General features: G+C 77.5%; 12 protein-coding genes. 8 read left to right on the top strand and 4 right to left on the bottom strand.

From position 1 onward, the window contains the following. The first annotated feature begins 46 nt into the window (after positions 1-46). From KPL57_RS00350 to KPL57_RS00340, 3 genes are read left to right on the top strand one after another with little or no spacing between them, the layout of a single operon-like run. A complete protein-coding gene (locus KPL57_RS00350; RefSeq protein WP_226349919.1) occupies positions 47-412 on the top strand; it encodes a hypothetical protein in 366 nt (121 codons plus the stop codon). Then, positions 409-2,484, top strand: a complete 2,076-nt coding sequence (locus KPL57_RS00345; RefSeq protein WP_226349918.1) for a hypothetical protein — start codon at positions 409-411, stop codon at positions 2,482-2,484. The genes KPL57_RS00350 and KPL57_RS00345 overlap by 4 nt, the downstream gene beginning before the upstream one ends. Next, complete coding sequence (locus KPL57_RS00340) at positions 2,477-3,250, top strand: ESX secretion-associated protein EspG (RefSeq protein ID WP_226349917.1); 774 nt, start codon at positions 2,477-2,479, stop codon at positions 3,248-3,250. Before KPL57_RS00345 ends, KPL57_RS00340 begins: the two co-directional genes overlap by 8 nt. Here the strand turns inward: KPL57_RS00340 and KPL57_RS00335 are convergent. Further along, positions 3,225-4,628 carry an NAD(P)H-quinone dehydrogenase gene (locus KPL57_RS00335; RefSeq protein ID WP_226349916.1) on the bottom strand — a complete coding sequence of 468 codons (1,404 nt, stop codon included), beginning with the start codon at positions 4,626-4,628 and terminating at the stop codon, positions 3,225-3,227. The two genes, KPL57_RS00340 and KPL57_RS00335, sit on opposite strands and share 26 nt — an antisense overlap. 143 nt (positions 4,629-4,771) lie before the next feature. On the opposite strand from KPL57_RS00335, the gene KPL57_RS00330 reads away from it, so the two are divergent. Next, complete coding sequence (locus KPL57_RS00330) at positions 4,772-5,236, top strand: gamma-glutamylcyclotransferase (RefSeq protein WP_062397641.1); 465 nt, start codon at positions 4,772-4,774, stop codon at positions 5,234-5,236. An 80-nt stretch (positions 5,237-5,316) separates the two neighbouring features. Here the strand turns inward: KPL57_RS00330 and KPL57_RS00325 are convergent, their stop codons facing one another. Beyond that, positions 5,317-6,606 (bottom strand): amidohydrolase, encoded by a 1,290-nt coding sequence (locus tag KPL57_RS00325; protein ID WP_226350613.1) that lies wholly within the window; start codon positions 6,604-6,606, stop codon positions 5,317-5,319. A 440-nt stretch (positions 6,607-7,046) separates the two neighbouring features. On the opposite strand from KPL57_RS00325, the gene KPL57_RS00320 reads away from it, so the two are divergent. From KPL57_RS00320 to KPL57_RS00305, 4 genes are read left to right on the top strand one after another with little or no spacing between them, the layout of a single operon-like run. Further along, positions 7,047-8,735: a serine/threonine-protein kinase gene (locus KPL57_RS00320; protein ID WP_226349915.1), complete on the top strand. Its 1,689-nt coding sequence runs from the start codon at positions 7,047-7,049 to the stop codon at positions 8,733-8,735. A gap of 37 nt (positions 8,736-8,772) precedes the next feature. Next, positions 8,773-9,576: a purine-nucleoside phosphorylase gene (locus KPL57_RS00315; protein ID WP_226349914.1), complete on the top strand. Its 804-nt coding sequence runs from the start codon at positions 8,773-8,775 to the stop codon at positions 9,574-9,576. After that, entirely contained in the window at positions 9,576-11,195 is a 1,620-nt protein-coding gene (locus KPL57_RS00310; protein WP_226349913.1) for a phospho-sugar mutase, read from the top strand. The genes KPL57_RS00315 and KPL57_RS00310 overlap by 1 nt, the downstream gene beginning before the upstream one ends. Continuing rightward, positions 11,192-11,653 carry a flavodoxin family protein gene (locus KPL57_RS00305; protein WP_226349912.1) on the top strand — a complete coding sequence of 154 codons (462 nt, stop codon included), beginning with the start codon at positions 11,192-11,194 and terminating at the stop codon, positions 11,651-11,653. The genes KPL57_RS00310 and KPL57_RS00305 overlap by 4 nt, the downstream gene beginning before the upstream one ends. A 1-nt stretch (position 11,654) precedes the next feature. Here the strand turns inward: KPL57_RS00305 and KPL57_RS00300 are convergent, their stop codons facing one another. Beyond that, positions 11,655-12,404, bottom strand: coding sequence for an SGNH/GDSL hydrolase family protein (locus KPL57_RS00300; RefSeq protein ID WP_226349911.1), 750 nt, complete (start codon positions 12,402-12,404; stop codon positions 11,655-11,657). A 7-nt stretch (positions 12,405-12,411) separates the two neighbouring features. After that, the gene (upp, locus tag KPL57_RS00295; RefSeq protein ID WP_226349910.1) at positions 12,412-13,035 is read right to left on the bottom strand and encodes a uracil phosphoribosyltransferase; all 624 of its coding nucleotides are present in this window, start codon (positions 13,033-13,035) and stop codon (positions 12,412-12,414) included. Positions 13,036-13,446: the final 411 nt, after the last annotated feature.

Genomic DNA, 13,446 nt, shown 5'->3' with positions numbered 1-13,446 from the left:
GAACCCCCGCGGCGACGGCCGGTGCGGGCCTAGCGTGCGCCCGTCCGTGATCCGCCCGTCCGCACCGGAGGCCGACGTGCCCGACATCCACCCGGACCTGCGTGTCGACCCGGCCGCCCCGGCCGGGGCGGCGGAGGCGCTCGACCGGGCCGCGTCCCGGCTGGCCGTCGCGCTCCGCACCCTCGACGCCGACGCCCGCCGGGTCGAACCGTGGCTGGGGGACCCGGCCAGCGCCGAGGCCGCCGCCCGCTACACCGTCCACGCCGCGGACGGCCCGGACGCCGCGATCGGCCGGCTGCGCACGCTGCACGCGGAGCTGCTGCGGGCCCGCGACGCCGCCGGTGTCACCGGGCGTGCCTACATCCACACCGAGGAGTCGACGACGGACGCGCTGAACGGGGGTGCCCGGTGACCGCACCCCGTTGGGCGGGACTGAGCCACGCCGAGATCGTCGCGATGGTCGCGTCCGGTCCGGGCCCCTCGGCGTCGGCCGGGGCGGAGCGGGCCTGGCGCGACGCCGCCGCCGCGCTCACCGACGTCCACCGCGAGCTGTCCGGCCAGGTCCGCGAGCTGCCCGGAGGGTGGTCCGGCGGCACCGCGGACGGCGTCACCGTGGCGTTCGGGTCGCTGGACGGCTGGGTCGTCTCCGCCGCCGTCGACGCGGACCGCACCGCCGACGCACTCGCCGCCCAGGCCGGGCTCGCCGCGGACCTCCGGGCCCGGATGCCGGCCGCCGCGGCCCCGACGCCGCCCGAGACCGCACCCACCGGCCCGGCCCTGCTCGACGACTGGGCGGCCGCCGACCTCGCCGCGGGCAACTCGGCCGGCCGGGCCGCGGAGCTGATGGTCCGCTACGACGGCGACACCCGCGTCACCGGCGCCCCGTGGACGGGGTGGGGTGCGTCCCCGGCCGTCGCCCACGACGGCACCGTCCCCGCCTCCCCCGCCGTCCCGGCCCCGTCGCCCGGCGGGCCCCCGCCCGGTCCCGGCGGCGATGCGGATCCGGCCCCGGCGGGCGGCGCTGCGTCGGGGACGACGGTGTTCGCGGGGATCGGCCTCGGCGGGATCACCGCGGCGGTGCTGACCGGGAACGGACGGGCCGGGGTGCCCGGGGCGCGGCCGATCGACGTCGGCGGGCCCTCCTCCGGGCCCGACCTCGCGGACGCCTCCGCGACCGACACACCCCGCACCGGCACGCCCGGCACGGACACCGGGCCCGGAACCGTCGGCCTCGTGGCCGGTCCGGCCTCCCCCGCGGGCGCCGGCGACCCGGGCGGTGTCGGCGGCGCGGACCCCGGCGGCGGCACCGCGGTGACCGCCGCGGTGCTCGCGGGCGGGGCGCTCGGCGGGGCCGGGATCCTGATCGGCGCCACGATCCGCCGGGAGCGACAGAGCCGGGACGGACGCAGGCCCGCCGAGGACGACACACCGCCCGGACACCCGCGCCCCGGCGGCGACCTGACCCCGGAGCACGGCGCACACCCCTCCGGCGACCTGCCACCGGGACGCGACGAACACCCCTCCGATGACCTGCCCCCGGAGCACGGCGCACCGGCCGGCGACGACGCCGCACCGGGGCCGGAGGGGCCCGGCAGCGACACCACCCCTGGTGGGGCCCCGCGGCTCGGCGACGCGGTCGGCCACGGGACACCGTCCGGCGGTGCCGCCCAGGACCCGCCGGGTGACGGACCGCCGAGCGGGGCCGAGCACCGACCGCCCTCCGGCGACGCGACGACCAGCGGCACCCGCGCCCCCAGTGGCGCCCCGGCCGCCGACGGTGGGGCGCCGTGGACGCCCGGTGGCCCCGACCCGGACGGCGCCTCGCCCGGAGGCCCCGCTCCCGGTGCATTCCCGAGCGACCGACCGTCCCCGGGGGGAACCGGCGGCGGAACCACCGGCGGTACCGCCCCCGGCGACCCCACGCCGCACAGCTCCACGTCCGCAGGCCCCGGCCACTCCACGACCGGCGGCGGCGCGCCCGGTCAGCCCACGACCGGCGGGCCGGCCGCCGGGGGCGCGACGGGCGCCGACCCCACCGACCACGGGCCGACCGACCACGGGCCGACCGGCAGCGGACCGACCGGCGGCGGCACCGCCCCGCACTGCCCCGCCCCCGGCGATCCCGGAGACCCCGACGGTCCCCGCAGCCCGGTCCACTACGGCGTCACCACCGGCGACCTCGCCGTCCCCCACACCGACGGCCCGGCGCCCCCCGGCGCCGTCACACACGCCCGCCCCACCCCGCCGCCGATGCCGGCACCGGGCGACCCGGCCGTCACCCCCGCCGGAGTACCGGTGGGCGCGGTCCCGGCCGCCCCGCACCCGGTCGCGGCGACCGTCGGCGCGCCCGCCGACCCCCGCATCCCGGCCTGGCGCCTCGTCGCCGACGAGCACGCCGCCCCCGACGACCCCCCGGAGCAGCCCGATGCCCGACCCGACCCCGGCGTCCTGCGCCCCGACGCGCGCTGGAGGGGCCGTGGCTGAGCCCGCGCCCTGGACCCCGTCGGTGCCGTTCGTGCTCACCGGCGCCGAGTTCGACGTCGTCTGGGAGCACCTGGGGCTCGGCGCCACCCCGGTGGCGCTGCGGCTGCCCTCCCCCGGGCGCACCCGCGAGGAGCGACGCCGGGTCGTGGCGGCCGGCGTCGGCGGGCTGCGCGCCCGCGGCCTCGCCGGTCCGGCCGGACCCGACCCCGCGCTGGTACGGCTGCTGGCCCTGCTCGCCCGCCCCGACCGTCACCTGGAGGTGCGCGGCCGGTTCGACGACGGGCCGCTGCGCGCGGTCGCCGCCGAGCGCGACGGCGACGGCGTCCTCGCCGTCCACACCGGCGGAGCCGTCACCGTCACCGCGGCGGGCTCACCGGCGTTCGCCGCGGTGTCGGCCCTGCCCCGGCGCGCGCCGGGGCCCGGGCCCGCCGTGGCCCTGCCCACCACCGAGCTGGCCCGCCTCCTCGACGCGGACGCACACACCGACCCCGGCACGGACGACGGGCAGCGGGCCCGGCTCGCACCGCTGCTCGCCGGGCCCGCGCACCGTGCGCAGATCTGTGCCGTCCGGCACGACCGCTGGGGCAGCCCGTCGCGGCTGCCGGGGCACGTCGCCGTCGTCGACACGCCGCGGGGGCGCTACCGGCTGACCCGCGGGACCGGCGCGCACGGCGGACCCGAGTGGTCCACCCTCGCCCCCGCGGGCGACGGCGAGCTGCGCGACCGGTTCGCGGAGCTGTTCAGTCCAGGTCGGAGTGCTGCATGAGCTGACGGCCCGCCTCGGTGATCGACCCGGACAGCGACGGGTACACCGAGAAGGTGTGGGCCAGGTCGTCCACGCCCAGCCCGTTCTGGACCGCCATCGCGATCGGCAGGATCAGCTCGCTCGCGACCGGGGCGACCACGACACCACCGATGACCACGCCGGACGCCGGGCGGCAGAACAGCTTCACGAAGCCGCGGCGCAGCCCGCGCATCTTGGCGCGCGGGTTGGTCGACAGCGGCAGCATCACGGTGCGGGCCGGGACCTCGCCGGAGTCGATCGCGTTCTGGCTGATCCCGACGGTCGCGATCTCGGGGCGGGTGAACACGTTCGCCGCGACGGTCCGCAGCCGGATCGGGGAGACGCCCTCGCCCAGCGCGTGCCACATCGCGATCCGGCCCTGCATGGCCGCGACCGAGGCAAGCATGAGCACGCCGGTGCAGTCGCCGGCCGCGTAGACGCCCGGCTCCGAGGTGCGCGAGACCTTGTCGACGGGGACGAACCCGCCGCGGTCGGTCTCGATGCCGATCTTCTCCAGGCCGAGGTCGGCGGTGTTCGGGATCGACCCGACGGTCATCAGGGCGTGCGAGCCCTCGACGACGCGGCCGTCGGACAGCGTCACGCGGACGCCGTCGCCGGTGTTCTCGACGGAGTCCGCGCGGGCGTGGGCGAGGATCTCGACGCCGCGCTCGGCGAAGACCTCCTCGAGCACGGCGGCGGCGTCGGCGTCCTCGTGCGGGAGGACCCGGTCACGGCTGGAGACCAGGCTGACCCGGCAGCCGAGCTCGACGTAGGCGGAGCAGAACTCCGCGCCGGTCACGCCCGACCCGATCACGATCAGGTGCTCGGGCAGCTCGTCGAGGTCGTAGAGCTGGCGCCAGTCGAGGATCCGGTCGCCGTCGGGGCGGGCGGAGTCCAGCACCCGCGGGGTGGCCCCGGTCGCGATGAGGACGACGTCGGCGACGAGCTCCTCGACCGTCCCGTCGGCGTGGGTGGCGGTCACCTCGTGCGCGGCGCGGGCCGCGCCGGGCCCGGCGAACTGCGCGGTGCCGGCGATGATCCGGACGCCCTCGTTCTCCAGCCGGGCCCGCACGTCGGCGGACTGGGCGAGAGCGAGGGACTTGACCCGCTCATTGACCGCGGGCAGGTCGACCGCGGAGTTGCCGCGGTCGACCAGCACGCCGAGGTCCTCGGCACGGTGCAGGTCGACCCGGACGGCCGCGGAGGAGATGAAGGTCTTCGAGGGGACGCAGTCGTAGACGACGCAGGCGCCGCCCATCCCGTCCCGCTCGACGACGGTCACCTCGCTGCCGTGCTGTGCCGCGACGAGTGCGGCCTCGTACCCGGCCGGTCCGCCGCCCATGATGACGATGCGGGTCACGGGAGATCCCCCTGGAGAAGTCGGTGGTGGTGGACCGGCAGGCGGTCCCGCCCGCCGGCGTCGACGGGGCTCACAGTACGCGTGTCCCATCCTTAGGACCGGGCGGGTCGAGGCCCCGCCGGGCTTCCCATTACCCTGCACGCGTGCCGCTGTATGCCGCGTACGGGTCGAACATGGACCCCGAGCAGATGAAGGAGCGCGCCCCGCACTCGCCGATGGCCGGGACCGGGTGGCTCCAGGGCTGGCGGCTGACGTTCGGCGGCGAGGACTACACCTGGGAGGGCGCGCTCTCCACCGTGGTGGAGGAGCCGGGCTCGCAGGTGTTCGTCGTGCTCTACGACGTCCCCGAGCACGACGAACGCCAGCTCGACCGCTGGGAGGGCGGCGAGCTGGGCATGCACAAGAAGCTGCGGCTGCGCGTCGCCACCCTCGACGGCAGCGTCCTCGCGTTCATCTACGTGCTGAACGCCTACGAGGGCGGGGACCCGTCGGCCCGCTACCTGGGCGTGATCGCCGACGCCGCGGAGACCGCGGGCGCCCCGGACGACTACGTCAACGAGCTGCGCAGCAGGCCCAGCCGCAAGTCCTCCCCCGGCAACCAGTCCTGACCGGCCGCACCGGCTGACGACCACGGCCCGGCCCCCGCGAGGGGACCGGGCCGTCGTCGTTCACCGCGGGAGACGGTGGTTCAGGAGGCCGCCTGCGCCAGGGCGGACAATGCGGCCTGCACCAGCACCCGCGAGCCGAACGGCAGGGCCCGCTCGTCGAGGTCGAAGGTCGGCTGGTGGATGTCCCGCTGCTTCCCGGCGCCCGACCACACCCCGAGCCGCGCCATGGCGCCCGCGGAGTGCTCCAGGTACCAGGCGAAGTCCTCGCCGCCGGAGGACTGCTCGGTGGAGGCGTCGGCCGCCTCGCCCCCGACGGTCACCGCGGCGTCGCGCAGCATCCCGGTGGACACCGCGTCGTTGACGACCGGCGGGACACCGCGGACGTGGTCGAGCACGTAGCCGACACCGGTCGGGGCCAGCACGGACGCGACGAGCGCCCGCAGCTTCTCCTCGAGCTCGGTCCAGGTGGCGTGGTCGGCGGTGCGCAGGGTGCCGCGCAGCAGCCCGGACTGCGGGATCGCGTTCGCCGCGTCCCCGGCGTGCACCGCACCCCAGGTCAGGACGGTGCCCGAGCGCGGGTCGACGTGGCGGGTCAGCAACAGCGGCACCTGGGTGGCCAGCAGCCCGAGCGCCTGCACGAGGTCGGCGGTCAGGTGCGGGCGCGAGGTGTGCCCGCCCGGGGAGGTCAGCCGGACCTCGATGAGGTCGCAGGCCGAGGTGATCGGCCCGACCCGGGTGCCGAGGCGTCCGACCTCCAGGCGCGGGTCGCAGTGCAGCGCGAAGATCCGCTGCACGCCCTCCATCACGCCCTGCTCGACGGCGTCGAGCGCGCCGCCCGGCTGCACCTCCTCGGCCGGCTGGAACACCAGCCGGACCCGGCCGGGCAGCGACGGCGCGGACTGCAGCGCCAGTGCCGCGCCGAGCAGCATCGCGGTGTGCGCGTCGTGCCCGCAGGCGTGCATCACGCCGGGCACCTCGGAGGCGAACGGGAGACCGGTCTGCTCCTGCAGGGGCAGCGCGTCCATGTCCGCGCGCAGGGCGACCAGCGGCTCGCCGTGCCCCACCTCGCAGACGACGCCGGTGCCGCCGCGCAGCGTGCGCGGCTCCAGACCGGCCCGCAGCAGGGTCTCCGCGACGCGCGCGGTCGTGAGGTGCTCGCGACGGGCCAGCTCGGGCTGGGCGTGGATCGCGCGGCGCCAGCCGACGATCTCGCCCTTGTGCGCCCGCATCCACGACTCCAGCCAGGCCGGACCCGTGCCGGAGCCGAGATCGTCGACCGCGGGATCGGTGATCTCCGGGAGCTCGGTGCGGGTCTGCAGCGCAGTCACCTTGTCCTCCTCGTACTGGCCCTCGGCGGGAACGGCCCGCATGTCCGCGGTCGACGCGGACGGCGTTCGGTCGTCTCCCACCACCCATGATGGTGCTCACCCGTCCGGCGGTGTTCCAGTCGAAATCGTCCGTTCACGCCTCGGGGCGGCAAGGGGTCGGCGAGCTGCTGCCAGCGGGTTCACTGCTCCAGGTGAACGGCCGCGTGCGACCGCTCCTCCCGTCGGCGAACGGCCGTCCTCGCCGTTCACCGGCGGTTCGGACGCCCGTCACGGGGAACTCCCGGCACGACGACACCGTCCCGCGGCCGGAATGCCACCGGACCGTGACCGTCCGTACGCCCGACCCGCCGCGGCGGCCGCCCGACGTCCCGGACCGACCAGTGTCGTCACGCACCGTCACCCCCGCGCACCGGCGGTGACGATCTCGGCCGGGAACGGTGTGCGGGGACGGGCCGCGCGGGCACGATGGAACAATCGACGGCGTGTCCGTTCCCGAGGGCGAGGTCCAGCGCCGACAGTTCGCCGGGCGGTACCGCGTCGACGGTCCGCTCGGGAGCGGCGCGATGGGCACCGTCTGGTCGGGTTTCGACGAGGTCCTGCACCGCCGCGTCGCGCTCAAGGAGCTGAAGATCCCCGACGGCATCCCGGCCGGGGAGAAGCTGGAGCTGCGGGAACGCATCATGCGGGAGGCCCGGGCGCTGGCCGGGCTGTCGCACCCCAACGTCGTGACCGTCTTCGACGTGCTCGACTCCGGCGGCGACGAGCCGCTGGTGGTCATGGAGCTGGTGCCGTCGAAGAACCTGGCCGCGGCGATCACCGAGCTGGGCAGGCTCGACGCCGCGCAGGCCGGCGTCGTCGGGCACGGCACGGCGGCGGCGCTGCGGGCCGCGCACCGGGCCGGGATCACCCACCGCGACGTGAAGCCCGGCAACGTCCTGATCTCCGACGACGGCCGGATCAAGCTCACCGACTTCGGCATCGCCCGCAACGAGTCCGACGCGCCGATGACCTCCGCGGGCCTCGTGCTCGGCTCGCCCGCCTACATCGCCCCCGAGGTCGCCGCGGGCCAGCCGGTCACCCCGGCCGCGGACCTGTGGGGCCTCGGCGCGACGCTCTGGGCCGCCGTCGAGGGCCGCCCGCCCTACGACGTCGACGGCGACCCGGTCCGCACCATCACCGAGGTCGTCGACGGCCCCGTCCCCGCGCCGACGATCACCGGCCCGCTCGCCGAGGTCATCGCCGGGCTGATGGTCAAGGAGCCGTCGGGCCGGATGCCGCTCGACGAGGTCCGGGCCCGGCTGCGCCCGCTGCTCGCCGACCCGGACGACCCGATCTTCCCCGGCTCGCCGGACGTGCCGACCGTGATGGCGCGGGTGCCCGCACCGACCGGCGCGGCCCCGGCACCGGCACCGCCGCGGGTCGCCGCACCGCCCCCGCCCGGCCCGGTCGGCCCCACCGGCACCGGCGCCTACGGCCGCGTCCCGGTCGCCGACCCCGTGCCCGCCCCGGCACCGCCGCCCGCCGAGCCGCCGCGCCCGCGGCAGGCCCGGCCGTCGTCGCGGGGGGCGGCGCCCGCCCGCACCGCGGCGGCCGGCCCGACCACCGTGCTCGGCGCCGTCCCGCTGGTCCTCGGCGGCGCCCTGATCGTGCTGCTCGGCGCGCTCGCCGGGTTCGCCGGGGTCCGCGCGCTGGCCGGGCAGGAACCGCTGTCGACGGTCACGGTCGCCACCGACCGGTCGCTGCGCACCACCTACCCGGACCCGCTCGGCTTCACCGTGCCGGTGCCCGACGGCTGGACGCAGTTCCGCTCGCCCGCCCCCGACGGCTCGGTCGTCGTCCGCTTCGTCAGCCCGGACGGCCGTCAGGAGCTGTCGGTCCGGGCGGCGACCTCGCTGCAGGCCGTCACCGAGGCCCTCACCCCCGAGGCGCTGGGCGTCGACCCGGTCGAGGCCGGACCGGTCGAGCAGCTGCCCGACGGCTCCAGCCAGATCGCGCTCACCACCGGCAGCGGCAGCGCGCAGCGCAGCACGCTGATGCGCATCATCCCCGGCCGCGACCAGCTCGGCGGGGTCTGGGTACTGCAGCTGACCTCCCCCGCCGGCCGCGCCGAGGACGCCGTCGCGGGCCTGTTCGACGCCGTCGCCTCCGGCTTCCGCGCCACCCCGGGCTGAGCCGGCCACGGCGCAGGCGCCCCCTAGGCTGGCGCCCATGGCCGACACCGCCGACCCCACCGCTCGCGCCCACGACGCCGCCGCCGAGCTCGCCCGCCGCACCGGCACCGACACCCACGACGTGGCGGTGGTCCTGGGCTCCGGCTGGCGTCCGGCCGCCGACGTCCTCGGCACCCCGGACACCGAGGTCCCGATGGCCGAGCTGCCCGGGTTCGTCGCGCCGTCCGCGGTCGGCCACGGCGGCACCGCCCGCTCGCTGCGCATCGGCGACACCCGGGTGCTGGTCCTGCTCGGGCGCACCCACCTCTACGAGGGCCACGGGATGGACCCGGTCGTGCACGGCGTCCGCACCGCCGCGGCGGCCGGTGTCCGCACGGTCGTGCTGACCAACGCGGCGGGCGGCATCACCGAGGGCCTGTCGGTCGGGCAGCCGGTGCTGATCTCCGACCACCTCAACCTGCTGGCGCGCTCGCCGCTGCACGGCGCGCACTTCGTCGACCTCACCGACGCCTACTCCCCGCGGCTGCGCGCCGCCGCCCGCGAGCTGGACCCGTCGCTGGTCGACGGCGTCTACGCCGGGCTGCCCGGCCCCCACTTCGAGACCCCGGCCGAGATCCGGATGCTGCGCACGCTGGGCGCGGACCTGGTCGGGATGTCCACCGTCGCCGAGACGATCGCCGCCCGCGCCGCCGGGCTGGAGGTCGCCGGCGTCTCGCTGGTCACCAACCTGGCCGCGGGCCTGTCCGGGCAGCCGCTGAACCACCAGGAGGTCCTCGACGCCGGCGCCGCCGCGGCGACCCGGATGGGCTCGCTGCTGCGCGACCTCGTCGGCCGCATCTGATGGTGCTCCCGGGGCCGCTGCGCGACGCGGCGCTGCGCTGGATCGCCGACGACCCCGACCCGGGCACCCGGGCCGAGCTGCAGCGCGTGCTGGCCACCGCGATGGCCGGCGGCGACGGCGCCGCGGCGGCCGGCGACGAGCTGGCCGACCGGCTGTCCGGGCCGCTGCGCTTCGGCACCGCCGGGCTGCGCGGGCCGGTGCGGGCCGGGCCGTCGGGGATGAACGTCGCCGTCGTGACCCGGGCGACCGCCGGGCTGGCCGCCCACCTGGCCCGGACCGCGGGCACCGGCCGGGTCGTCGTGGGCCGGGACGCCCGGCACGGGTCGGCGGCGTTCGCCGAGGCCACCGCCCGGGTGCTGACCGGCGCCGGGTTCACCGTGACCCTGCTCGACGGCCCCGTCCCCACCCCGCTGGTGGCCTTCGCCGTGCGGCACCTCGGCGCGGTCGCCGGGATCGCCGTCACCGCCTCGCACAACCCGCCCGCCGACAACGGCTACAAGGTCTACCTCGCCGACGGCGCGCAGCTCGTGGGTCCCGACGACGCCGCCATCGAGGACGCCATCACCGCCGCCCCGCCCGCGGTGTCGGTGCCGCTCGGGCCGCTGCCGGACCCGGCGGAGGTCACCGGCGCCTACCTGGACCGGGTCGCGACGCTGTCGGGGAACACCGGGGCGCCCGCGCCGCGGATCGCGCTCACCCCGATGCACGGCGTCGGCGGCGCGACCGCGGTCGCCGCGCTCGCCCGGGCCGGGGTACACGACGTCGCCGTCGTCGCGAGCCAGGCCGTGCCCGACCCCGACTTCCCGACGGTCGCGTTCCCGAACCCGGAGGAGCCCGGCGCGACCGACGCACTGCTCGCGCTGGCCGCGGAGAGCGGCGCGGACCTCGCCGTCGCGCTGGACCCGGACGCCGACCGGTGCGCGCTCGGCGTCGCCTTCCCCGACGGCTGGCGGATGCTGTCCGGCGACGAGACCGGCGTGCTGCTCGGCGACCACGTCCTGCGGACCGCGACCGCGGCGGACCCGCTGGTCGCGACGACCGTGGTGTCGTCGTCGATGCTCGCCCGGGTGGCGGCCACCCGCGGGGCCCGCTCCGCCGAGACCCTCACCGGGTTCAAGTGGATCGTGCGGGCCGGCGACGGGCTCGTCTTCGGCTACGAGGAGGCGATCGGGCTCTGCGTCGACCCCGACGGCGTCCGGGACAAGGACGGCGTCTCCGCCGCCGTCGTCGCCGCGGACCTGGTGCGCGGTCTCGCCGCGGCCGGGTCGTCGGTGCCGCGGCGGCTCGACGAGCTGGCCGCGGAGTTCGGCGTGCACGCCACCCGGGGCGTCTCGATCCGGATGGCCCCCGCCGAGCGCGACGCCGCCGTCGCCCGGCTGCGCGACGCGCCCCCGGCCGGCTGGGAGGCCGACCGCCCGGCCCCCGACGTGCTGCGGCTGCGGCGCCCCGGGACCCGCGTGGTGATCCGCCCGTCGGGGACCGAGCCGAAGCTCAAGGCCTACCTGGAGGTCGTGGAGGACCCCACCGGCGACGTGGCCGCGGTGCCGTCATCGCGGGCCGTCGCCGCGGAGCGCCTGGACGCGCTGCGCACCGAGGTCGACGGGATGCTCGCCGGATGAGCGCGCGCCTGCTCCTGGTCCACCACACGCCGTCCCCCGCGACCGCGGAGCTGCTCGCCGAGGTCCGCGCGGGCGCGGCCGACCCGGACATCACCGGGGTGGAGGTCGTCGCCCGCGCCGCCCTGGCCGCGACGGCGAGCGACCTGCTCGCCGCGGACGCCGTCGTCCTCGGGACGCCGGCGAACATCGGCTACATGTCCGGCGCGCTCAAGCACTTCCTCGACCAGGTCTTCTACGTCTGCGCCGACGACACCCGCGGCCTGCCCTACGGGCTGTGGGTGCACGGCGGCTCGGACACCTCCGGCGCGACCCGCTCGGTGACCACGGTCGCCGGGGCGATGGGCTGGACCGCGGCGGCCGCGCCGGTCGAGGTGGCGGGTCCCCCGGACGCCGCCGCCCGGGCCGCGTGCCGCGAGCTGGGCGCGGTCGTGGCCGCGACCGTCATGCCGGAGGACTGAGCTACCGGCGCCCGGTGGCGGGCCGGACCCCGAGGTGCGCCTCGATCCGGTCGGCCCACACCGACGCGATCGTGCGGTAGGCGCCCGGTCCGGCGTGCAGGCCGTCCGCGGTCCGCCCGGCGGGGAACAGGGTGGAGGTGTCGACGAACTCCACCGAGTGCCCGGCCGCCCGGTGCGCCGCGGCGACCCGCGGCAGGTACTCGGCCAGCCGCGCCCGCTCGGCCCGCTGCTTCGGCAGCGGCGCCCACACCCCGGCCATGATCACGTGGGTGTGCGGTGCGGCCGCGAACACGCGGTCCAGCAGGCGGTCCAGGCTCGCCGCCGTCGCCCGCGCGCTCGCGCCCTGCAGCAGGTCGTTGGTCCCGGCGTGCAGCAGCACGACGTCCGGCTGCGCGGCCAGCACCCAGCCGCCCGTCATCGGCACCATCCGGGCCGCCGTCCAGCCGGAGCGGCCCTCGTGGTCGGTGTCGGGCAGCGCCTCCGGCCCGGAGCTGCGGGAGCCGACGTAGTCGATGCGGACGCCGTCGGCGGCCAGGCGCTGCCACAGCGGGAGGCGGTAGCCCGCCGTCCCCGGGCTCCCCACCCCGACCGTCGACGACGCGCCCAGCGGCATCACCCGCACCACCCCGGGCTCGTCGACGGCGGCGGGCACCTCGGCGTCCTCCGGCCGGTCCGCCGCGGGCAGCGCCGACAGCGCGACCGCGACCACCGTCGCCACGACCCCGGTGAGGATGCGGCGGGAGGGCCTCACGGCGGGCTCACACCGCGCCGAACTGACGGTCCCCGGCGTCGCCGAGGCCGGGGACGATGAACGCGGAGTCGTTGAGCCGCTCGTCGATGCTGGCGGTCACCATCCGGACCGGCAGTCCGGACGCGCGCAGCCGCTCCACGCCCTCCGGCGCGGACAGCGCGCAGAGGACCGTCACGTCGTCGGCGCCGCGGCGGGTCAGCAGCTCCACGGTGTGCACCATCGAGCCGCCGGTGGCCAGCATCGGGTCGAGCACGAACACCGGCCGCCCGACGAGGCTGTCGGGCAGCGACTCCATGTACGGCACCGGCTCGTGGGTCGTCTCGTCGCGGGCCATGCCGACGAAGCCCATCTGCGAGTCCGGGATCAGGTTCAGCGCGGCCTCGGCCATCCCCAGCCCGGCCCGCAGCACGGGGACGAGCACCGGCGGGTTCGCGAGCCGGTACCCGACCGTCCGCGAGACCGGGGTGTGGATCCGGTCCTCGGCCAGCGGCGCCGAGCGGGTGGCCTCGTAGACCAGCATCAGGGTGAGCTCGCGCAACGCCGCCCGGAAGGTGGCGTTGTCGGTGCGGGCGTCCCGCATGGTGCTGAGCCGGGCCCGCGCGAGCGGGTGGTCGACGACGATCGTGTCCACGGGCGCACAGCCTACGGCGGCCGGGCCGCGAGGAGATCCCCCGTGAGGAGGCGCCCGGCCCACCGATCCGGTGCCGTCGCCCCGCGGGCCGGTGGGACCCGACGGCCGGACGCGCCCCGTGTCCTGCGACGATGCCGTCCCGTGACCGGACGGACACCGGGACGTCACCCCCGGACGTTGACACGGATGCGTGTCACGGTTCACGAAGCGTGAGAAGCACGCGCTCACCGACGAGTGACGCCGGGACCGGCCGGATGCACCTCCTCGTCCTCCCGGGTGAGGCCGCGGACACCCTCGCAGACCTTGCGTGACAGCCGATCCCCGAGCGGAACCGTGATCACCAACGGTGTCCGGTCGGACACGTCCGGTTCCCCGGATCGCGTGACCGACCGCGTGGAGTGCCACGATCAG

It is taken from the genome of Pseudonocardia sp. ICBG601 (assembly GCF_020496245.1).
Note: the sequence above shows the minus strand (reverse complement) of the source record. Positions and strands in the feature narration are given on the sequence as shown.